The organism is Carnobacterium divergens (genome assembly GCF_900258435.1).
Taxonomy (GTDB): domain Bacteria; phylum Bacillota; class Bacilli; order Lactobacillales; family Carnobacteriaceae; genus Carnobacterium; species Carnobacterium divergens_A.
In genome coordinates this window covers 689,036-709,935 of record NZ_LT992558.1, presented here as the reverse complement: position 1 = coordinate 709,935, position 20,900 = coordinate 689,036, and the positions used below count along the sequence as shown (strand labels likewise).

Genomic DNA, 20,900 nt, shown 5'->3' with positions numbered 1-20,900 from the left:
ATGATTTCAACACTCTTATGCAGAACTTATGTATAAGAGTGTTTTTTAGATAAGTTTTCCTTAAAAGATAGTCTTTCCTGTTAGAAACTGATAAAATAGAACTATTCATTTATTTCTATTTATTGAAATAAAAATTAGAGCGAGGGATACTTATGATACAAGATGATCATGGCAAACAATTTGAAATGAAACCTGTAGAAATGGAACACCTGTCACAATTTAATGAGTTGTTACGCTATGTTTTTCAGGTGACCAATCAAGATCTTCAAGAAGTGGGCTATGAAGAAGATGAATTAGAACGGGCTAAACGACCGGTATTGCGTCAAGCCGATGTGTTAGGTTGGTTTGATGATGAAAAACTGATTTCGCAATTAGCTGTCTATCCTTGCGAAGTAAACATTCGAGGGAAAATCGTAAAAATGGGTGGTCTAACAGGAGTTGGAACTTATCCAGAGTATGCAAATTTAGGTCTGATGCATCATTTAATGAAAGAAAGCTTAAAACGCATGCGTGAAAAAGGCCAATGGATTTCTTACTTGTTCCCCTACTCCATTCCTTATTATCGCCGAAAAGGCTGGGAAATTATGTCAGATAAAATGACATTTACAATCAAAGACACACAGCTACCAAAAGCTGTCCCAGTGAACGGTTTTGTCGAACGCTTAGATATCAACCATCCTGACGTAATCGCTGTCTATGATACCTTTTCAAGAGTCAATCATGGCGCAATGATTCGTGATGAATTGGCTTGGGATGAATATTGGCGTTGGGAAAATGAAGAAGAGCATATTGCGGCTGTTTATTATAATGAAAAACAAGAACCGACTGGCTATCTTTTTTATTGGATAGCAGAAGATGTCTTCCATATGAAAGAAATGATTTATCTAAATCAAGAAGCAAGAAAAGGTTTATGGAATTTTGTTACGGCTCATTTTTCAATGGTTGACGAAGTATGCGGCAATATCTATAAAAATGAGCCGATTGCGTTTATTCTGGAGGATAGCGAAATTATTGAAACGATCCAGCCTTATTTTATGGCGCGAATTGTTGACGTTGCTGAATTTTTGAAAGAATATCCTTTTGAAACTGTGACTGTTGAAGACTTCCATTTTGTTGTAGAAGATCCGATGTTAGAGTGGAATACCGGGGTTTTTGGACTTCAATTTTCTCCAGACGGCACCTTAGCTGTTACAGATAAAGCCATTGGCAATCCAGTTCACATTGATATTCAAACCTTGACAACCATGTTGATGGGGTATCGCAGACCTTCTTATTTAGCAAAATTAGAACGATTAAGTACAGATAAAAAAACATTACGTAGTTTAGAACAACTTATTCCACAAGGTGAGCCTTACTTCTCAGACTACTTTTAACTAGAAAATTGGAGGATGACTTATGAAAGCAGCAACTCGTTCTTCATTAAATAAAATGAAACGAATCGTAATCAAAGTTGGCACAAGCACCTTGATGTACCCAAATGGCAAACTGAATTTACAACGTATTGAAAAATTAGCTTTCGTGCTGACGGATTTAAAAAATCAAGGCAAAGAAGTCATCTTGGTTTCGTCTGGTGCTATTGGCGTAGGATGCCATCGTTTGAATATAACTAAACGCCCAGCGACCATTCCTGAACAACAAGCTATTGCTGCCGTTGGCCAAAGCGAATTAATGAATTTATATAGCCAGTTCTTTGGAAATTATGGACAAATTGTTGGCCAATTGCTATTAACAAGAGATATTATTGACTATCCTAAAAGTCGAAACAATGTGATTAATACCTTCCAGCAGTTATTAAAACAAGGAATCATTCCTGTTGTTAATGAGAACGACACTGTAGCGGTAGAAGAACTAGATCATTTAACAAAATTTGGCGATAATGACCGACTTTCTGCGATTGTGAGCGAACTGGTCACTGCAGATTTACTGATTATGCTGTCTGATATTGATGGTTTTTACAATGACAATCCCACAACTAATCCTGCTGCCACATTATTTTCTGACATCCATGCGATTACACCTGAATTGGTAACATTAGCAGGTGGAAATGGGTCGGAATTTGGAACAGGTGGGATGGCAACAAAATTGAAAGCCGCCCACCATGTTTTAGAACAAAATGGACAAATGATTTTAGCAAATGGTGCAGATCCAACGATTATTTTTGATATTATGAATGGGGAACAAATTGGAACGCATTTCAGAGCTTTGAAAGAGGTGGACTAAATGAGTGATTTAATAACGATGGGTAAAGCAGCCAAAAAATCTGCCACTTTTTTGGCCCAAGCAGATACGCTATTAAAAAATAATGCTTTAAAACAAATGAGCGCTGCTTTAATTGCTCATGATGCTACGATTATAAAAGCCAACGAACAAGACTTAAATGCTGCAAAAAATAATGGCGTTACTGAAGTCATGTTGGACCGCTTAAAACTTGATAAAAACCGTATTCAAGCAATGGCACAAGGACTTTTAGATGTCGCGGAATTACCGGATCCAATTGGCCATGTCAGTGAAATGTGGAAAAATGACGCTAATTTAACCATTGGCAAACAACAGGTTCCTTTGGGTGTGATTGGCATTATTTATGAATCTCGTCCAAATGTAACGGCTGATGCTGCAGCTCTTTGTTTTAAATCTGGAAATGCAGTCATTTTGCGTGGTGGAAAAGAAGCAATCCATTCTAACCGTGCAATTGTACTTATTTTACAAACAGCGTTAGAACAAGCTGGCTTTCCAAAAGATGCGATTCAATTAATTACCGATACTTCAAGAGAAACTGCACGCCAATTGATGCAGTTAAATCGTTATTTAGATGTACTGATTCCTCGTGGCGGAGCCACATTAATTCAAACCGTTTTAGAGCATGCTACGGTTCCTGTTATTGAAACAGGAACTGGAAATTGCCATGTCTACATTGATGAATCTGCCGATTTAAAAATGGCGACGGATATTATCGTAAATGCTAAATGTTCTCGTCCATCTGTCTGTAATTCTGCTGAAACCTTATTGATTCATAGAAATGTAGCATATACCTTTCTCCCTGTCATTGAAGAAGCCTTAGCTCCTTATCAAGTAGAATTACGAGCAGATTCTTCAGCTTTGGCTATTTTCAAAACGGCTGTTGAAGCAACTGAAGAGGATTGGGAAACTGAATTTCTTGACTTTATTTTAGCTGTCAAAGTTGTGGATTCTATTGACGAAGCCATCCAACATATCAATCAATACAGCACAAAACATTCTGAATCGATTGTGACAAGTAATTATTTTAATGGTCAACAATTCCACCGTGAGGTTGATTCGGCGGCTGTTTACATTAATGCTTCTACTCGTTTTACGGATGGTTTTGAATTTGGTTTTGGTGCTGAAATCGGAATTAGCACACAAAAACTTCATGCTCGAGGCCCAATGGGTTTAAATGAACTAACATCTTCAAAATACATTATCTTTGGAGAAGGTCAAATTCGATAAGATTAAACAGACATCCAAAAGCATTTTGCTTAGTGGTTGTCTGTTTTTTTCCTATTCTTGAATTTAAAATAAGTAACTAACTTCACTTCTTCATTTGATTTAAAAATGCTTCAAAACTTTGTAAATCTTCTTTAAAAATAATTACCCTATCAGTAGAAATAAATACTACAGATGGAACATATTGTATATTTAACGTATTGCGTAGTTTGGATATGCTACTATTAGTTTCAGCATCTTCAGTATTAACATAGTATATTGGAATGCCTCGTTTTTTACCTTCTAATTCTAATTCAGGAACAAACTCTCGGCAGAAGCTACATGTTCTTCTACCGAAATATAGTAAATAATCTCCATCATAAAGATTATTGTAGTTCTCTAACCTTTTATCTGAGACTAAATGGAAATTCTTTACAGTATCATCATATTTATTAAATGATACCTTTTTGGAAATTTTATTGTATACTGGAAAACTTATCGAAACGAATACAAACAAAGATAAAACTGTAAAAAAAATTCTAAAATATTTTTTTTTCATATTTCTCCCCCTCTAAAAAAAAGCTTTCATTCAACAAATATATATTGTATAATACATTATGATATATATTATATATAATAATCATTTAAATTGATACAAGAAAGGAGGAAACAACATGTTATTACTTGCTAATAATTATTTAAGCGCTTTAGAAACAAAATATTCTAATACTATAGTTGTAAAATGGGTCTGGGCGGTTGTTATACTTATTGCCGTGATTGGTACAATTGGATACGCAATATATTGCACTTGGCAAGGTGGATCTTTTGCCGGTGGAATTAAATTGGGAGTTCCAGATTTTGTGCATGTCACATTTAATTGCAAGAAATAAAATCGTTGTAGTGAGGCCTCTTCTCCGAAAAGGGGCTTCACATATTATTATTATGATAGAAATTCAAAATTTATCAAAAAAATTTAAAGACCTTATCCTCGATGATATAACAATAATACTACCTCAAAAAAAGGTGAGTATTATTGTAGGAGTAAACGGTAGTGGAAAAACAACTCTGTTAGAATGTATTACAGGATTAAAAAAGATAACCAGTGGACATATCGAAATAAACGGATTTTCAAATGAATCAGAAAAATTCAAAGAACAAATTTTTTATATTCCATCTGATTTTTACTTACCCAGTTTTATGACTGGATATGAATATTTAAATTTTGTATTATCCCGCTATCCTAAATCAAATATTGCTGGTATCAGTAAATTTTTAAAGCTCTTTGATTTGGAGCAAGATAGAAACAAACTTATTGAATCTTACTCTCTAGGTATGAAAAAGAAAATCCAAATAATTGCAGCTGCTTTAGCTAACACTGAATATATTCTTGGAGATGAAGTATTTAATGGGCTTGATTTTGAAACAACACTAATCTCTCTAGAATTATTCAATAAGCTCTCTTTAAAAACTGGAATTGTTTTAGTTTCTCATAGCAAATTAATTATCGACAAGTATTCCGAGAATATTTTATTACTGTCTAATGGTAAGATGAAACCTTTTACAGGAACTTCTAACGATTTAGAAAAGACTGTATTAAGCGTGGAGGGTATTAATGAAAAAGTCAAATTCATTCAAAAATATAACTTTACTAATTGAATTATTCCTGAATAATTCTCTTAATGGCTTATTAAACAGACCCCTATTAAAACAAAAAAGTATTCGGCTAATTATTATTTTTGGTTTACTATCAGCATATTTAGCTTATTTTCTCTATAACATGAAAGAGTTAGTACGAATCATTCCTGATAGTAACAGTATTGAGCAAGATTTGCTACTTCAAGGTCAAAAAATAACTTTTTTTAGTTTTTTTAGTAATTCACTCACTCTTGCTGTTATTATCTCAATTTTTATCAATAGTACACTCGATTTAGACAAAACTTCCTTATTCTTTGTGAAGTCGCTTCCCTTCAAAAAAAATGATGTGAAAATAGCCTATTTGTTTTTTAAATTCTCTATTATGTTTCTAATCTATGAGCTAGTTATGCTGATTGCAACACCCGCTATCCAGTTAGTTACAACACAACCGTTAGAATATGTTATTTTTTTCTTATCTCAACATATTTTCTTTTTAAATACAATTATTATAATTGAATTTCTTAAAATAGTGACAGATATCCTACCAAATAGAATTCAAAAAGCATCTGATTTTTTACTTGATTGCTTTTTTCTTATTGGTTCAGTCATTTACTTTTTTAATTTAAGATACCCTTTTGAAATGATGTTAGCAGGTATAAAATTGACTGTTTCCAACTTAATTTTAATTGCCGCGATTTTAAACACGTTTGTATTATTGATAATGCTATTCTTATTAATAAAGGTGCCGTCATCAGATAGAATAAATAATTCTTTAAAGTTTATTAAACTTCCTTTTTTTACAGGGCCTATTTTAAGATATAAAGCAAATCTTACAATAATAATTTTTGCTTTGATAACCATCGGAATAGTATTTTTCCAAAATGGATATCGAACAACATTCTCGGTTTTACCATCATTCCTGTCTTTTTCAGGTGTACTTCTATTAAATTATGCGGATACTACTGCTGACTTTAGAATACAGTACAGCCTTTTAAGAATAACCGTAGTAGATGAATGGTTTGAACAAATGAAAAATATTGTATTTTTATCCGGCCCTTTAATTACACTCGTTTTATTATCTCATAAAAACTGGGAACAATTAGTAATATCCATTTCATTATCAGCTACAGCCATTGTTCTTGGATACTTATTTCCAAAATCCAAGGGTAGCCTTAATGAATCTAGTTCACTTATTATACTAGTAATAGTCTGTGTTTTAGTTACTATTCTAGTGAGTAGTATTTATTTTGGGTATGTCGTCATGATTTTTATTTTAACAATTCACTATACAATTATAAAGAAGGTGCGCTATGAAAGTATTCTCTAAATATTTGGGCATTGGAAGCATTACTTTTTTCGCTCTGCTCGTCATTAACACATTATGGAAATTATTTCATTTGAGTCGAAATAGCTCTAGCTATGTAACCACACTATTTGGAATTACGATTAATAATAAAATATCTGATGATTCAATTTCTACTACATTTGGATTAACAATACAAACATTAATCGTTTATATCACTTTTACAATTTTCGTTCTACTAATCGGATATAGCTTAAAACAATGGAAGATTAACAAAGGTGATGAAGGGTGATTATCTTTCTACTATTGATTTGTCTATCTTCATTTTATTCAGTTCTTTTAGTTCATGAAAGTTTACATTTTTTTGTGGCTATTTTTCTACAGTATGATCCACAATTAGTGAAAATTAATCCGATAGCATTTAAAATTTCATATACGAACAGAAATAGACCTATTGATAACTTAATGATAGCTAGTATACCCGCAATTGTATTATCGATAGTAGGTTTGATGATTCCATTAAATTATTACACTTTAATATTAAAACTCTCCTGTTTAGTAAATATTTTTAATCTACTTCCAATTACTGCAGATGGGGAGATAATAGTTCTTTCAATTATTCAAATTTTGAAAAAAAAAGAAAAATTCAAGTAGTTTTGAAAATTTTCTACGTTAATCTCTTTATTTATCTGATAAAATAAAAAGTGCCGCATGTTTCGTGTGTCACTTTTTATTTTAAAAATCTGCATAGAGCTTAATCATTAATCCATCTGTTTTTCTAATTTGACCGCATCAAAATCGACTAATGTAACAGTTAATTCATTTAGATTAATTACTTCCTTTTAAAATTTATTTCCTTAATCTTAAATACTCTATTTTCCTCATATTTTTACACTTTTGGAAAGTTATTCACACAGTTGTGGATAACTTTGGAAATAAAGTCGTTTTATACACAGACGTTGTGCACAACTCTTACAAATGTGTACAACTAAATTGATTTTAAAAATTGATTTAACAGTTTTAATAACAGGTATTCTTACTTATCCACATTTTTCTGTGGGTAACCTGATTTATTATCCACAATTTTTTTTAATTTTTGTTAATAACTTGCCATTTATATCTTTTATCTTCATTTTTATACTTAAAAAAAAAAGCAACTCTTTCCTTATCCGGAAGACATTGCTTTTTTCGTTTAAAATTTTCTATTAACGAATCACATCACCCTGGTTGCCTTGACTAAACGCTTCTACCTGCTCTCTTCTCATTAAAGGGCTATCCCCGAAGGTCGTATGAGCTAGAACAGCATTATTGATTGCAAATTGAACCATTTTTTGATTGTCCCATTTCTCAATCATTCCTGTAATAATCCCTGCAGCATAGGCATCCCCAGTTCCGATACGGTCATAAATCTGTAATTCCATTGGCTGGCTCAGGGCGAATGCTTGGTTGCTTGTTACAAAACCTCGAATGGATGGAGTAGTTTCTTTTTGACGAATGGTTCCTGCAAAGTACGTTAATTGATACTGTTTGACAAACATTTGGCTAACATAGGCTAACTGTTCAATGGAACCTTCCAGTTCTGTTGGAATTTTAAAATCCATCAACTCTGTTAAATCTCTTATACCCCCAATCACAATGTCACAATAGGGTAGAATTGCCTCAAATTGTTGTTTTACCCATTCGTGACTATTGTGTTTATTTAAACTTGGCCGGTAATTGAAATCAAAACAAACTTTTTTACCCGCCTGATGTGCCAATTCAGCCAATTTAAAAGCTGCTTGTCTAGTCCCTTCTGACAACATTAACGCAATACCGCAAATATGGATCACCTCACTGTTAGCGACCGCTGTTGCTAAATCATAATCGATAAGGGTACTTTCACCAAAGGAGCTAGCTAAACGATTTAAATACGTCACTTCCGAAGGCCGATTGCCAAAGCCCATCTCTAAAAAGTAAAGCCCCATATGATCGCCTTGATAACGAACGAATTCATCTTTGATACCTAGGCTTCGAATGGCACCTGCTGCTGCTCTTCCTACTTGATTGTCTGGTAAGATGGTTAACATTGATGTCTCGTACCCAAAATGAGCTAAACTACTCAAAATATTGACTCCTGTTCCGGTAAAGCTTAGATCTACATTATCTGTTTGTTGAATCAATTTATACTGAGGTGGCGTCAAACGCATCATTACTTCGCCAAATGCTAAAATTTTCATAGGTAGCTCCTTTTTCTAAAATGGATTACGCGAGTGTTTTTTTCATCATTTCTAGTAACGTCTTCACATCTTCGGGGCGTGTATCACCTGTTGTAGCATCAATAATTGAACTGTAGACATGAGGAATAACTTTTTTTACGCCTGCATCAATAGCGATTTGAACAATTTCTTCAAAGTTTTCAAGATCAATCCCACCTGTTGGCTCTAAATAAAAGTCATGTTCAGCGCATGCTTTGGCTACAGCTTTGTATTCTTCAATATGTTGCAAGCCTTTCATTGGGAAAAATTTGATGGAACTGCCTCCCATATCTTTTAACAATGCAATTGCCGTTTCAATTGTCACTTCTCCAGCAGGCATTTGACTACTTAGTGGCCCTGTCGCAATATTCACTAAACCTACTTTTCCAGTGGGTGAAATCAGTCCGTTGACAATTGTTTCTGATTGATTTAATAAAGCGCGACTTGTTCCAACGCCTGTGAATACTTGATTTACATGTTGCGGTTGTAAGGTTCCTGAGATGCGACTCACCATTTGGCTTTGATTCGGATCTCCTGCCCCTAAACCAACTGATAAGGCATTGTTAGTTGCAGCTTGGTAGCGTTCCATATCGGCAATTGCTGCCTCATCACTGTCATAATTTTTTGATAAAACTCCTAGCACGATATGCCCATCCGCTGCTTTATAACAGTCCATGGCGTTTTCAACAGAGTTGGCTAAGACATTTAAACAAATACGGTCTTCTAAATAATTGGGTGTTTTTTTCATAATGGGGTTCCTTCTTTCATTTTAAGTCATTTATTTTAAAATTTCTGCCAAACGAGTCACGATTTGTTGCATTTCTTTCTCGTTTACAGCACGAATATCAAATTCAATAATGCCATTATTCCCGCGGTATTCTCTTGTATAAATCGCAATCTGTCCCTCTTTTAACTTTTTAATCACTTCTATTGCACTCAGTGAAGCAGAATCTTTAATTTGAACCTTCGCTCGGTAAATCTCACGTCCTGCTCCGTCTTGTTCCACGCTGGCCTGAAGATGAGGCAGTTGATTCAACGCTTTAATAAAAGGTTCTAAACGAGCTCTCATAGATGTTCCTGACTCGCTACCATCTCGTACATATTCTTCAATTGCTGTGGTTAGGCCGAGAATATTTTCTTTTCCAATTTTCATGGCACGACCAATGCCTTTTCCTTGCAGACGAACCCACTCAATAAAGCTCGCTTTTCCAATCACTAGTCCAGAACTTGGGCCACCTAAGGCTTTAGCACCACTATAAATGACTAAATCAGCGCCTGCTTCACGGTATTTCACTAAATCCTCTTCTGCTGCTGCATCCACAATCAGTGGCAGTTTATGCCGTTTGGCTACAGCTGCCGCCTCGTCAACCGTCACCATACTTTTTTGCACAGTATGATGGCTCTTAATATAGAGAATCGCCGCAGTATTTGGCGTAATCATCATTTCTAAGTGTTCAGCTGAGCACATATTTGCGTAGCCCGCTTCAACGACTTGCCCGCCGCCTAATTCAACCATCACTTCTACAGGTGTTCCATAGTCAACGTTATGACCTTTCGGTAGAATAATCTCACGTTTAGTAATCTGATTTCTAAACGGATGGTACACATGATACGAATTTCCTTCTCCAATTACTCCAGCTACCGATTGGGCAATTCCTGCTGAAGCTGAAGAAACAACGATTCCATCTTCTGCGCCTAGCAAATTCGCAATGTGTTTTCCCGTTTGAATCGTTAAGTCCGCCATCTCAAAAAAATGCTGTCCTCCAAATTGTTGCGCTGCAAGAACTTCATCACTAACCTTCGAAACTCCTAAGATGGTCATTTTTCCACTTGCATTAATAACCTCTTTTAGATTGTATTTTTCGTAACTATTCATTTCAGTTTCCTCCTACTGGATAAACTTCGCCATTAACGATTGTGTAGATTGGCTGAATCAATTCATTGGTTTTTCTTGTTCCACCATTTGAGTCAGTTAATTTTTTTTCACCCGCTACCACATTAAAAATGGTTATATCCGCATCAAAATCAGGCTTCAATTCGCCTTTAGTTGCTAAATGGAAAGCACGGGCTGGATTTATTGTTACCATCGGCATTAGCTCTTCTAAGGTATATCCTAAAGTGCGCATTTTTTCAAGCGTTGTCGCTAAATCGTAGACTGGACCTGTTTCACGATTTCGATGGTAAATATCGGTACTAACCGTTTGAGGCGTTAGCCCCGCTTCTTTAGCCACTTGAGCCACATGAAAATTAAAGCTATCTGTTCCGTGTCCAATATCAAAAAGAATGCCACGACGGTATGCATCCCAAACAAAAGGTTTAATCCGTCCCTCACTGTCTAAAATCCCATTTTCTTTTCCATTGAAACAGTGGGTTAATAGATCGCCTTTTTCCATTAAAGCTAACGTTTCATCTAAGGTAGGTGGTGCCGATCCGATGTGTACCATTAAAGGTAAATTTTCATTTTTCTTTTGGATATTTTTAGCCAACTCTAGTGGGACAACATCATTTTCTCCAACTACAGTCTTGCTCATTCTTGCTTTGATTCCCACGATAAAATCAGGATATTGTTGCAACGCTTCGTGAATCAATTCTTCTTTGATTTTTTTCAAATCAGCTAGTTCATCTTGCTCAACAATGCCCCATTTTGAAATATTCACCAGTGCATAGACATTGGTTTTGGCCTTTTTTGCTAATTGATAAAAGTCTCCAATATTTTCTGCACCAGTTGTTCCTGCGTCGATTACCGTCGTTACGCCTTTGGGAATTCCAATGGCATCGGGGGAATCATAATACAAGGTCATTTTTTCATAGCAATGCACATGGTCATCAATCCAACCAGCAGATACAACGGATTGATGTTTTAAATCTAACACTTTTTTAGCTGTCACCGATAGTTTTTCTGCAACCGCAGTAATTTTCCCAGCTTCAATGGCAACTTCAATTGATTTTCCTGTAACACTCTTTCCATTTTTAATGTATAAATCTACCATGTTGCGCCTCACTTTTCGTTGAATTTAAACTTACTCCATGGGTAGATAAAGTCCAACAAGATGTGCTCTTCAGGGATAATGTGTCCAACTAAATTTTTACGCTCATCCTGATGAGGCTCTAAAACCACTTGTAGTTCATTTTTGTATTTGCCAAATTGATCATTGCCAATCACGATGTCGCCTTTTTGGAACATCTGTAAATGATCATGTGGTTTATTTTCATGATTTTTAAATTTTTTGCGTACTTCTGTGGAACGGATCACTTGATCCGTAATATCCCCTCGGCGGTAATGTTGCATTGTTTTAACGATTTCTTTTTCCACAGGATTAACGTCTGCCACAAACTCAATATCAAAGGTCACTTGATAAGGATTTATTTGTGATAAAGCGTTTAATTCATCGTCTGATGCATACGCATTGCCTATAATCACGTCATCAATCCTATTCGTAGCAAATAGATGCTTTGCTTGAACTTCAACGGGAAGAAAACGATGCATTTCGACTGTTGGCAATCCATCATTAATGTCCCAAGGACCCATCTTTCCTACTTGAGAATTTACAAAAGCTGCTGTTCTTAATCCTTGGTTTTTAAAACGTTCGTTGCATTTCATAAAGAAATCAAATGGCAATGCCGTTCCATTTTGTGGATAAAAATTATGGCATCCATACAACATTGGTTTATTGGCTTGATAACTTAAGATGTTATCTAGGTAGGCTACATCATTACTCATATTTAATTCAATAATCATTTCGTATGGATTGAAAGAAATCATCGCTTCTTTGTTTCCATCAAAACCAACATCTAACCGTAAACCGTCTGCTCCTAGCTGATGGAAAAAGCTTAAATCATCATAGGAAATAGCGAGTTCATCAAAAATAGATGGGGCAATATCTAAAATAACTTCGTACCCCAGTTCTTTCGCAAAATGTATAATATGAGTGAATTTAGTTGCAACAGCCTCTTTTCCTTCCGTTACTTCTAACATACTCATAAAAATTCTTGAAAATCCATACTCTGCTGCCTTTTTTAAATAGGCTTCATCTGCTGTTACATCACTATGATCTGGGTATATGGATACACCTAAACGTCTCTTCATATTTTCCCGCCTCTTTCCATTTCATTAAATACTTTACGGTATTTTCCAGCAATAATACTTGCCACTAACATGGTCATTGCTACCACTAGTGGAACGGCAATCGATAATACAACACCCATCACCATGCTTAAAACAATTACTAAAATACCACCTAAAATTAATTTCAGTGCAGAACAATCCATTATTTCTTTAGGGATTTTTTCTTTTTCTACAAGATATTGACACCCGATAAAATAAACGACAAATCCAATAAAATAAATTAGTTGCATTTTTCTCACCAAGGAAGAAAGCCAACAGACTTTCCCCCATTCCTTTTCTTAAATTTAGTTCATTTCAGCTGCTTCTCGTTCACGAGCTAATTGTTGTTTTTCAAAAACTTTAAAGAATGGATAATAGATAGCTAAGGAAATAAAGAAATTAATAATAACTAAAATTCCCGCCATAATACTCCAGTTCGTACTAATCCAAGCTGCAATCGGTGAAATAACTGTAAATGGCAACCTTGCTGTCATCATTGGGACGACATTGGTCACTGTTAAAATATAAGATAATGTTGTTGTAACTAACGGAGCAAGAATAAATGGCAAACCTAAAATTGGATTCATTACAATGGGTGCACCAAAAATAATCGGTTCATTGATATTGAATAATCCTGGTAAAAGTGACAATTTTCCTAAGCTACGTAAATATTCTGATTTTGAAAAGAGGAATAAAACGACTAACGAAAGCGTCGCTCCTGCTCCACCAATCCAGACAAACCATTGTAAGAATTGTTCTGTAAAGATATTAGGCAATTGATGGGCATTTGTTCCAGCTTGAAAAGCATCCATATTTTCTGCAATTGAAATATCCCAGAAAGGACGAATCACTGGTCCCATAATTGCTGGCCCGTGAATTCCCAAAACCCAGAAGAAAGTAATTAGAAAGACCGTTAAAAGTCCACCAAATAAACTATTCCCAGCTAATACGCCTTTCAAGGGCATCAAGATTGTACTTAAGAAGCTACTAATATCAAAACCTAAAACATAACGAATCGTCCAAAAGAACAGAATAATGACTGCTGTTGGCAATAAAGCGACAAATGAATTGGAAACCTCAGGCGGAACACCTTCTGGCATTTTAATGGTAATATTCTTTTCTTTCATAAAGCGATAGATCTCAACTGAAATAATTGATGTTACAATGGCACCAAATAACGATGCCGAGCTTAGCGATGCGATATTAATATAACGACCCGCTTCAATTACTTTATCGACTGGATCTAAGACTTGCGTGGGTACCACAGTGGAAATTAAGAAGGCTAAAACTGCCAGTAATCCACTGGTCATACTATCCATTTTATAGCTTTTGGCTAATGAAGAGGAGATCCCAAAGGTAGCATATAAAGACAGGATTCCAACTGTAAATCGAAATGGAACATCTAAAATAGATTTATAAGGTTCAATGATGGCTGCAACGGAATCAATTGGAATATTAAGCAAAATCGTGAAAAATGATCCGACAATTGTTAAGGGTAGCGTTGCAATAATCCCTTTTCTAATCGCCGTCATATGACGTTGTGATCCAATTTTTGTTGCTACTGGTAGTACTTTTGATTCTAATAACTCAACAAGTTTATCCATACGTTCCTCCCAAATAAAGATTATAATGTTTTACAAAAACAATATAACATTATAATCTTTAGATGTAAACGATTTCTTGAATTGTTTTTTAGATTCATCCCTCCCACCTTCTTAAAACTAACTTCCTAAAGCAATAGGGAAAATCGCTCCTAAAATCATTGCTCCTAAAATGGCTCCTCCTGCAATGGGTTTTTTCCAAAGATAAAAAATGACTGCGCCAATTGTTGCACCAATTCCAATTGGAATCGATGCGCCACATGCGCTTAAAATAATCAAGGGACCTAAAAATCGACCTGAGGCATTTCCTGCTCCCATCATGACATCTGCTCCAAAAGTTGAATTTGATTGATTGATAGTAAACTTACGAATCAATACAATAATTCCTCCGGTTGCCAATCCACAAATTAAACCTGTTAATAACGCTAATGCAAAATTTTCAATTGGGGCAACAATTCCCATACTAAGCAAAATCGCTGGCACACCGATTCCAATTCCGGTTAAAATCGCTCCCCCTAGATCTAAGATACCGACTAATGACCCTTCTAATATGCGAGCAAATAAGAAACTAGCACCAAAAGCTGCAGCTGCGCCATAGGAACCTCCATCCATTCCCGCTTTTAACATTGCCACAATTGCGACCTCGTTAAATGCTCCAACGCCGTATACAAAATACATATGTGTTCCGGCAAAAATACCTGCCGCTAAAAGCCCAACAAAGATTGGAAACGACCAATCCGCAAACCAAAAATTCGGTTTTTCAATTCGTTCATTCATCTATTATTCCCACCTTCTTTTATTATTTGCCGATATTAAAGATACCGTGAGTGTTTTCTAACCATTGTGGAATTTGTACTCTAAAGCTTTCTAACATTTGTAAATCAAAGCCTCTAAAGAAACCACTTAAAATAAAGAGTAAAATAACTGCTACCATCATGCTCTTAGTCACACGATTCCAACCAATTTCATCCACGCCTTTGCCAATTAGAATCCCAAGGACTACGCCTGGTGTTGCATTTCCCATAACCATTGCAGATAAGCCACCAAAGATCGTTCCCCATAAACCGGAACGTTTTCCAGCATCAATGGCAGCTAGCCAAAATAGTACTGGCATGACCGTGTTGATTAATAGATTGGCTGCTGGTACTAAAACCGCTACTGCCGTTACTTGTAACGCTTCTGGAATTGCTGAAGCGGTTGTATTTAAGAATGCCACTAAAATCATTCCAATCACGCCGCCAGCAATACTCATTTTTTTAGGATCATGCATTGTTTCTGCTACGTTTTTATTTTTAACCATCAAAGCAGCCGTTGCCCAGTTGGGAATGACGCGGTGGGTAATATCTTGCGTAAACGCACCTGCTCCAACCGTTGATGCCCAAGCATTAAAGAAAAAACCTAGTCCAAATGAGAAATGACTCGCTGCATCCCCTTCACAAGCATTCATCTCACCTAGCGTTCTAAAGGCGCCTAGGCCTTGTGTTGTCGGGGCATGGAACATGCGTGCTGCCCCAGCTCCAGCTGCAAATCCCACCAAGCCTCCGATAAACAATGATTTCAACAAAATAATAATAATCGTCATCTAACTCTCCTCCTTTTGAATCAATTTCTTTTTACGAAAAGGATTGGAGACACCATTTGGATCAGAAATCTTTTTTTGGACAAAGGTTACTTTCTCCATTTCGATTAAGGTTACTTCAATCTCAACATTTAAAACGACACGGTAAGTAACTCTTGTCCTGGGTAAGAACAAGAATAGAAATTTTTCTATAAAAGTTTCTTCTTCTGCAACAAGAACCTGAACATCTAGCGGTTCAATACGTAGCACAACTTCATTGCTTTCCTTTAATACTTTTGTATGAATGCTATTTAAGGCACTTGCAAAAGCTTGTGTTTTTTCTTTACCCGTTCCCTCTACTCGAATCACCTGTCTTTTTTTGCATCTGACTTCTGACAAATGGATCTCCTCCTCTTGTGTTTTTTATTCTATTAGGATCCAATTTTTTTTAAATACGTTTCAACAATCCGTTTCCCTAATTCTTCTTGGTCCATGAAACCAAAGCCTAAAACAGTTTTTCCATCATTGATTGCCGTGATTCCCTCTTCGACTGAGCGCATGCCATGTCGTTCTGGATAGCCATATTTCGTTGCTGCTGTTAACGCGCCAGCGCCTCCACTGCCACAAAATGAAATACCTAAATCGGCTTGCTCTTGTTGCATCACGTCACCCAAACGCATATCAGCCCCCATTCCTGGTACTACAACAGCTTTTCCTCCTGCTGCTTCTACTCCTTTTGCGACATTTTGTCCTTTTCCTAATCGATCTGCAATGACTACTGTTATCATAATTGTTGCCTCCTAGTATTATTGTTTGTATTTCATTTAGTTAATTCAATTTATTTTGTCTTGCTGTTTCAAAATGAATCGATAAAACATATTTTTCATCAACAGCTAAATTTCCAACTTCTTTTACGACTGCTTGAGAAAGGGCCAGTGCCTCCTTAGAAACCTCGCTAAACATCAACGGATCAACACGCATCATTCGTTCGTTCGTTTGTGAACGACGAATCATTTCGCCTAAATGATTCGCTAATACAACCAATTGAACTTCCGTTGGTACAATTTCAAATGTGCGTAATTTTGCTAACGTAAAATCTATTATTTTTCTTGTTGCAACAGAGTCGTGACTTGCTAAAATGATTTCTTCAACCGCTTGTGTCACTTGATTTCCCAAAATCTATTCCTCCTAAATGGTTAGGTATTGTAATAAAGCTGTGATTTCAGCTTTGTTAATTGGCAACTTATTTTTTGCCATAATGCTTTCAATTTCAGCAACTTCTTCTTGATAATTAAGTAATGAATCTGGTGCTACATTGCCTTCATTTTCATATTGCGATTGAAAATAAATTCGATGAACCATCATATAGACATGTAGTAAAAAGGCTGCTTCGTATTCTTCTTGGATACGTTGATTAAATAATTTTATTAGTTCCTCATATACCAGAAATCCCATTAAAATTAATTCTCTGCTTTCTTCTTCAATTCCGTTTTGACTTGGTTTTCCTTTACTTGCCAAAAATTTTGTCGTTGTTTTGTTTGAATTTCCTTGTAAAATTCCTTCTACCATTTTACGAATGGTTGCGATATCTGATTTAGTTGGGATGGGATTGACTTTAACGAAGGGCAGTTGTATATCTTCTAATGGAAAAATACTCACAACTAAATCGGGCTCTACTTCTTGAAGGACTTCTTTTACTTTTAAAACAGAAGCAAAGCTAGCAATCTCAACGTTTGGAACTTCTTCCATAATTCGTTGTTGAATGAGACTCGTCACTCCTAAACCGGTAGAACAAATGTAAACGATTCTCACAATCGTCTGATTGATCGTTAATTTTTCAAATGACACGAGAAAATGCAAGGCAATGTACGAAATAAAAGAATCGTTAATAATCGATACGGATTTAGAAATTTCTTTTTGACAAGCATCACTAATCGTTTGAAATAAGGAAGGATACCGTTGCTTAATATCTTCTGTAAAGGGATTGTACTCATTTACAAACAAGTATTTTTTATGCAGCTTCAATGATAAATGGGCGAATAAATTGGTAAATAATTGCTGGTCTCCATTGAATGCAACCTCTTCTTTTTCGCTGACAAATGCAATCATCTGTCTCGTTAAATCGGCTATATTGTGTTCTTCATAAGCCATTAAAACATCACTAAAGATATAAATGTACTCATCTTCCAATATTGGAAATTCATAGGAACTAAAAACTTGTCGCATCAATAAGAATGGCAATTCTTTTTTCGTTTCCAATAGTCCTTGATTGGGCAATATTTTATAGCTTTCAATGGTGTGATTGATATTCATTCTGGCAGTCGCAATGGTTACGCGTAAAATAATCGATAAAATTTCGCTATAATTGAACTGCTCTAACACTTCTTGATTCACGATTTTTGAGATTTCAAATAAGGTCACTTGGTAGATCTGTTGCATTTGGCTATGAATGGCTAATTTCAACTGATGATTGCTTTCTTCAGTGGGATTGGTGATCACGTTCATAATATTGTAAATATCGTAATCCGTAATTCCTTTTTGAATAATAAATTCTAGCAACAGCCGAATCTGATTTTCTGCTCCTACGATGGTGTAACCAAAATAGTTCTTTCGAATCAATTGCAATTGATAGCTCATTAAGACCTGTTCTAATTTTTCTAAATCTGCTACAATGGTGCTTTTACTGACTTTTAAATCATCTGCAAGCTGTTGGGTGGTTAAATAAGTGGTTTGCAAGCATAGAATCGTAATCATTTGATGTATTCTAATTTCTTGATCTGGATACAATTCATAACGCTCAACTTGCAACAGTTCATTTTTTAATTCGATTCTTTTGGAATCTGTCACGTCTAGCCAGATTCCTTTGTTTCGCTGTGTACACAATAAACTGTCTTTTTTTGTAAACCATGTTTTGATTGCGTCTAAATCATACTTGATTGTGCGAATACTCATTTGAAACTGTTCCGCTAATTCTTTGGTTGTAATGGCGTTTTCTAAATCCAATAAGGCTAAGATTATTTTGATTTGTCGTTTTGATAGCTGCATCTTGCTCAATCCTTTCTTTCTTCAGCACTTTATTGAAACCCTTTACATTCCAAATATATCGGTATCTATGCTGAAATACAATAGTAGATGATTGCACTTGAATAAGTGCAGTTTTTTTATTTTCTTTTTAACTTCTTGCATGACTTTTCTTTTTAAATAAATGAAGAACAAAAAAAACAGCACTAAGCCGCGGCTTTTTGTGCTGTTTTTCGTCCTTATTAGGGATTAAATTTCATATTCAATCAAATAAGGATACTTGATTGTGTCATAAAGTGCATACGAAATTTCAATGATTTCTCCTGTTTGACTATATGAAGTTCGCTTTCGTTTTAATAAGTGGCTTTGATCGGTGGCTAACAAGGTTTTAATTTCTTGGCTTACTTCCTCCACTGAAAAGCTATCTTGAAATCGAGCAACCACCTTTTGGTGACTAGCTAACCATTTATACAAAGAAATTTGTTCCATTTGAATCAGGTTTTTTTCATTTCCTAAAGTTGGCAAGTAATGTTCAAAGTAAATATACGGTTCCTCATCTAAACGATAAAAACGTGTCAATTTAAAGGCTTGTTTGCCAAAAATTTGGGTTAGCTCTGTTTGATCGACGGTTAGTTTCACTTTTTCTACGGCTAAAATTTCTTTGGTTAAATGGTGACCGGATGCTTCAATCATACTAGAAAATGAGGCTGCTTTAGACAGTTTATTAAATAATCGATCACTTAATACAGTTGTCCCTTTGCCACTTTTCTTTTCCACGTAGCCTTCATTCGATAAAATTTCAATCGCTTTACGAACCGTGATTTTACTAACATTAAAGGTTTGTTCTAGTTCATTTTCAGTAGGGATTTGCGTGCCAACAGGGTAAACCCCATTTAAAATAGCAGATTTGATATTTTCAGCAACTTCGATATACAACGGACCTTTTGCTTTCATAGTCTCTCCCTTCGTTTTATGTAGTATCTTTAGAATAGGAGAGTCGATGGCATTAGTCAATAAAAAACTTTATTTCGTTAAAATGTCTTTAACTATTTTGAGCAAGACTAGTTGTCATCGCTATTCTTATCTTCTTTGCTAAAAAAAACAAGCCTTGACTTCAAATCAAGACTTGTTGAATCATTTAATCAGACACTAATCATTTTCAATCGCAGAATGATTCATCAAACGATTAATATGAACACCAAGGTAAACCAATTCATTTTCCGGTATTTGTGTATGGTAGCTTTGATCGATATAATTTTTAACTTTTGTTGCAATTTCCATTGCACCTGGATATAAAGACCACATTTGACGGTACAATTCATCTTCCTTTTCTTGAAGCAGACCATCGGAAAAAAAACGATCAACAAAAAAGCGGACATGGGTGATAAAACGTGTATAATGTACTGAATTTGTATCAATTTCTTGTCGTAGTGAATAGCGGACCATGTTAACGATTGTTCCAACCAATTTAGCTTTTTTTAACCCATCTTTGTCCTCGTGGTTGTCGGATTGAGCATTAATTAAATGAAAAGCAATATTTGAAGCTTCTTCAATTGGTAGCTCAATTTGATAGCTCGTTTTCATTTTGTTTAAAGCAATCTCACCAATATGAAGCTCTTTTGGATAGTAATTTTTAATTTCCCAATACAATCGATTCGAAGTATTTAATCCCTTCTCACTACGTTCAACTGCAAAATGCAAGTGATCGGAAAGGGTTAAATAAATACTTGTATTCAGTGATACAGCTAACTCTTCTTCTGCAATCGAAACAATTTCTTTCGTGATTTCAAAAAATTTCATTGGAATTTCATCAACTAGTTCAGCAAATTGTGAAGACTTCTGCTCTTCTATTGGCAAGAAAATTTGGTCAACTACTGAATCGGAAATAAAATCGCCCCTTTTTTTACCGTAACCGATTCCTTTCCCTAGAGCAATCATTTCTTGTCCTTCTTTTTCCACAAGAACTACACTTGAATTCAATACTTTTTTTACTAAGATCATC

22 protein-coding genes are annotated in these 20,900 nt (G+C 35.3%); 6 read left to right on the top strand and 16 right to left on the bottom strand.

The genetic code is table 11. The features are described 5' to 3' along the window. The first annotated feature begins 152 nt into the window (after positions 1-152). From CDIMF43_RS03810 to CDIMF43_RS03800, 3 genes are read left to right on the top strand one after another with little or no spacing between them, the layout of a single operon-like run. Positions 153-1,373, top strand: coding sequence for a GNAT family N-acetyltransferase (locus CDIMF43_RS03810; protein ID WP_109841231.1), 1,221 nt, complete (start codon positions 153-155; stop codon positions 1,371-1,373). A gap of 22 nt (positions 1,374-1,395) precedes the next feature. Beyond that, the gene (proB, locus tag CDIMF43_RS03805) at positions 1,396-2,220 is read left to right on the top strand and encodes a glutamate 5-kinase (protein ID WP_074402278.1); all 825 of its coding nucleotides are present in this window, start codon (positions 1,396-1,398) and stop codon (positions 2,218-2,220) included. Then, positions 2,221-3,465 (top strand): glutamate-5-semialdehyde dehydrogenase, encoded by a 1,245-nt coding sequence (locus tag CDIMF43_RS03800; protein WP_109841230.1) that lies wholly within the window; start codon positions 2,221-2,223, stop codon positions 3,463-3,465. Between the two features lie 82 nt (positions 3,466-3,547). Here CDIMF43_RS03800 and CDIMF43_RS03795 read toward each other — a convergent pair whose 3' ends face one another. Next, positions 3,548-4,000, bottom strand: a complete 453-nt coding sequence (locus CDIMF43_RS03795) for a TlpA family protein disulfide reductase (protein WP_109841229.1) — start codon at positions 3,998-4,000, stop codon at positions 3,548-3,550. A gap of 115 nt (positions 4,001-4,115) precedes the next feature. Between CDIMF43_RS03795 and CDIMF43_RS03790 the strand changes: the two genes are divergently transcribed. From CDIMF43_RS03790 to CDIMF43_RS03780, 3 genes are read left to right on the top strand one after another with little or no spacing between them, the layout of a single operon-like run. Then, positions 4,116-4,331 (top strand): hypothetical protein, encoded by a 216-nt coding sequence (locus CDIMF43_RS03790; protein WP_109841228.1) that lies wholly within the window; start codon positions 4,116-4,118, stop codon positions 4,329-4,331. After that, positions 4,306-5,097: an ATP-binding cassette domain-containing protein gene (locus CDIMF43_RS03785; protein ID WP_233218288.1), complete on the top strand. Its 792-nt coding sequence runs from the start codon at positions 4,306-4,308 to the stop codon at positions 5,095-5,097. The genes CDIMF43_RS03790 and CDIMF43_RS03785 overlap by 26 nt, the downstream gene beginning before the upstream one ends. Continuing rightward, a complete protein-coding gene (locus tag CDIMF43_RS03780) occupies positions 5,054-6,403 on the top strand; it encodes a hypothetical protein (RefSeq protein ID WP_109841227.1) in 1,350 nt (449 codons plus the stop codon). Before CDIMF43_RS03785 ends, CDIMF43_RS03780 begins: the two co-directional genes overlap by 44 nt. Before the next feature lie 1,181 nt (positions 6,404-7,584). Here the strand turns inward: CDIMF43_RS03780 and CDIMF43_RS03765 are convergent. The 15 genes from CDIMF43_RS03765 to CDIMF43_RS03695 all read right to left on the bottom strand — a co-directional run bounded on the left by CDIMF43_RS03765 (position 7,585) and on the right by CDIMF43_RS03695 (position 20,899). Next, entirely contained in the window at positions 7,585-8,595 is a 1,011-nt protein-coding gene (locus CDIMF43_RS03765) for a sugar kinase (protein WP_109841225.1), read from the bottom strand. A gap of 25 nt (positions 8,596-8,620) precedes the next feature. Next, a complete protein-coding gene (dagF, locus tag CDIMF43_RS03760) occupies positions 8,621-9,361 on the bottom strand; it encodes a 2-dehydro-3-deoxy-phosphogluconate aldolase (protein WP_109841224.1) in 741 nt (246 codons plus the stop codon). A gap of 30 nt (positions 9,362-9,391) precedes the next feature. After that, complete coding sequence (locus CDIMF43_RS03755; protein ID WP_109841223.1) at positions 9,392-10,489, bottom strand: DgaE family pyridoxal phosphate-dependent ammonia lyase; 1,098 nt, start codon at positions 10,487-10,489, stop codon at positions 9,392-9,394. Between the two features lies 1 nt (position 10,490). Next, the gene (locus CDIMF43_RS03750) at positions 10,491-11,603 is read right to left on the bottom strand and encodes an amidohydrolase/deacetylase family metallohydrolase (RefSeq protein ID WP_109841222.1); all 1,113 of its coding nucleotides are present in this window, start codon (positions 11,601-11,603) and stop codon (positions 10,491-10,493) included. Positions 11,604-11,611: 8 nt separating this feature from the next. After that, positions 11,612-12,700 carry a DUF871 domain-containing protein gene (locus CDIMF43_RS03745; protein ID WP_109841221.1) on the bottom strand — a complete coding sequence of 363 codons (1,089 nt, stop codon included), beginning with the start codon at positions 12,698-12,700 and terminating at the stop codon, positions 11,612-11,614. Then, on the bottom strand, positions 12,697-12,969 hold the full coding sequence (locus CDIMF43_RS03740) for a hypothetical protein (protein ID WP_109841220.1): 273 nt from the start codon (positions 12,967-12,969) through the stop codon (positions 12,697-12,699). Before CDIMF43_RS03740 ends, CDIMF43_RS03745 begins: the two co-directional genes overlap by 4 nt. Before the next feature lie 54 nt (positions 12,970-13,023). Beyond that, a complete protein-coding gene (locus CDIMF43_RS03735) occupies positions 13,024-14,322 on the bottom strand; it encodes a PTS sugar transporter subunit IIC (RefSeq protein WP_034571781.1) in 1,299 nt (432 codons plus the stop codon). Between the two features lie 117 nt (positions 14,323-14,439). Next, positions 14,440-15,096 (bottom strand): DUF4310 family protein, encoded by a 657-nt coding sequence (locus CDIMF43_RS03730; RefSeq protein ID WP_074402270.1) that lies wholly within the window; start codon positions 15,094-15,096, stop codon positions 14,440-14,442. A gap of 22 nt (positions 15,097-15,118) precedes the next feature. After that, positions 15,119-15,901 carry a DUF4311 domain-containing protein gene (locus CDIMF43_RS03725; protein WP_074402269.1) on the bottom strand — a complete coding sequence of 261 codons (783 nt, stop codon included), beginning with the start codon at positions 15,899-15,901 and terminating at the stop codon, positions 15,119-15,121. Further along, the gene (locus tag CDIMF43_RS03720; RefSeq protein ID WP_109841219.1) at positions 15,902-16,276 is read right to left on the bottom strand and encodes a DUF4312 family protein; all 375 of its coding nucleotides are present in this window, start codon (positions 16,274-16,276) and stop codon (positions 15,902-15,904) included. 32 nt (positions 16,277-16,308) lie between these two features. After that, a complete protein-coding gene (locus tag CDIMF43_RS03715) occupies positions 16,309-16,665 on the bottom strand; it encodes a glycine-rich SFCGS family protein (RefSeq protein ID WP_074402267.1) in 357 nt (118 codons plus the stop codon). A 40-nt stretch (positions 16,666-16,705) separates the two neighbouring features. Further along, positions 16,706-17,053 (bottom strand): transcriptional regulator, encoded by a 348-nt coding sequence (locus CDIMF43_RS03710; protein ID WP_152878136.1) that lies wholly within the window; start codon positions 17,051-17,053, stop codon positions 16,706-16,708. A 12-nt stretch (positions 17,054-17,065) separates the two neighbouring features. Then, positions 17,066-18,922 carry a BglG family transcription antiterminator gene (locus CDIMF43_RS03705; protein ID WP_109841217.1) on the bottom strand — a complete coding sequence of 619 codons (1,857 nt, stop codon included), beginning with the start codon at positions 18,920-18,922 and terminating at the stop codon, positions 17,066-17,068. A gap of 225 nt (positions 18,923-19,147) precedes the next feature. Continuing rightward, positions 19,148-19,852, bottom strand: a complete 705-nt coding sequence (locus CDIMF43_RS03700; RefSeq protein WP_074402264.1) for a GntR family transcriptional regulator — start codon at positions 19,850-19,852, stop codon at positions 19,148-19,150. A gap of 195 nt (positions 19,853-20,047) precedes the next feature. Next, on the bottom strand, positions 20,048-20,899 hold the full coding sequence (locus CDIMF43_RS03695) for a PRD domain-containing protein (RefSeq protein WP_074402263.1): 852 nt from the start codon (positions 20,897-20,899) through the stop codon (positions 20,048-20,050). Between the last annotated feature and the right edge of the window lies 1 nt (position 20,900).

What these genes read in the sequence shown, in the direction of transcription:
- CDIMF43_RS03810 (WP_109841231.1), top strand. Translation starts at nt 153, where the DNA reads ATGATACAAGATGATCATGGCAAACAATTTGAAATGAAACCTGTAGAA.
- proB (WP_074402278.1), top strand. Translation starts at nt 1,396, where the DNA reads ATGAAAGCAGCAACTCGTTCTTCATTAAATAAAATGAAACGAATCGTA.
- CDIMF43_RS03800 (WP_109841230.1), top strand. Translation starts at nt 2,221, where the DNA reads ATGAGTGATTTAATAACGATGGGTAAAGCAGCCAAAAAATCTGCCACT.
- CDIMF43_RS03795 (WP_109841229.1), bottom strand. Translation starts at nt 4,000, where the DNA reads ATGAAAAAAAAATATTTTAGAATTTTTTTTACAGTTTTATCTTTGTTT.
- CDIMF43_RS03790 (WP_109841228.1), top strand. Translation starts at nt 4,116, where the DNA reads ATGTTATTACTTGCTAATAATTATTTAAGCGCTTTAGAAACAAAATAT.
- CDIMF43_RS03785 (WP_233218288.1), top strand. Translation starts at nt 4,306, where the DNA reads ATGTCACATTTAATTGCAAGAAATAAAATCGTTGTAGTGAGGCCTCTT.
- CDIMF43_RS03780 (WP_109841227.1), top strand. Translation starts at nt 5,054, where the DNA reads ATGAAAAAGTCAAATTCATTCAAAAATATAACTTTACTAATTGAATTA.
- CDIMF43_RS03765 (WP_109841225.1), bottom strand. Translation starts at nt 8,595, where the DNA reads ATGAAAATTTTAGCATTTGGCGAAGTAATGATGCGTTTGACGCCACCT.
- dagF (WP_109841224.1), bottom strand. Translation starts at nt 9,361, where the DNA reads ATGAAAAAAACACCCAATTATTTAGAAGACCGTATTTGTTTAAATGTC.
- CDIMF43_RS03755 (WP_109841223.1), bottom strand. Translation starts at nt 10,489, where the DNA reads ATGAATAGTTACGAAAAATACAATCTAAAAGAGGTTATTAATGCAAGT.
- CDIMF43_RS03750 (WP_109841222.1), bottom strand. Translation starts at nt 11,603, where the DNA reads ATGGTAGATTTATACATTAAAAATGGAAAGAGTGTTACAGGAAAATCA.
- CDIMF43_RS03745 (WP_109841221.1), bottom strand. Translation starts at nt 12,700, where the DNA reads ATGAAGAGACGTTTAGGTGTATCCATATACCCAGATCATAGTGATGTA.
- CDIMF43_RS03740 (WP_109841220.1), bottom strand. Translation starts at nt 12,969, where the DNA reads ATGCAACTAATTTATTTTATTGGATTTGTCGTTTATTTTATCGGGTGT.
- CDIMF43_RS03735 (WP_034571781.1), bottom strand. Translation starts at nt 14,322, where the DNA reads ATGGATAAACTTGTTGAGTTATTAGAATCAAAAGTACTACCAGTAGCA.
- CDIMF43_RS03730 (WP_074402270.1), bottom strand. Translation starts at nt 15,096, where the DNA reads ATGAATGAACGAATTGAAAAACCGAATTTTTGGTTTGCGGATTGGTCG.
- CDIMF43_RS03725 (WP_074402269.1), bottom strand. Translation starts at nt 15,901, where the DNA reads ATGACGATTATTATTATTTTGTTGAAATCATTGTTTATCGGAGGCTTG.
- CDIMF43_RS03715 (WP_074402267.1), bottom strand. Translation starts at nt 16,665, where the DNA reads ATGATAACAGTAGTCATTGCAGATCGATTAGGAAAAGGACAAAATGTC.
- CDIMF43_RS03705 (WP_109841217.1), bottom strand. Translation starts at nt 18,922, where the DNA reads ATGCAGCTATCAAAACGACAAATCAAAATAATCTTAGCCTTATTGGAT.
- CDIMF43_RS03700 (WP_074402264.1), bottom strand. Translation starts at nt 19,852, where the DNA reads ATGAAAGCAAAAGGTCCGTTGTATATCGAAGTTGCTGAAAATATCAAA.
- CDIMF43_RS03695 (WP_074402263.1), bottom strand. Translation starts at nt 20,899, where the DNA reads ATGATCTTAGTAAAAAAAGTATTGAATTCAAGTGTAGTTCTTGTGGAA.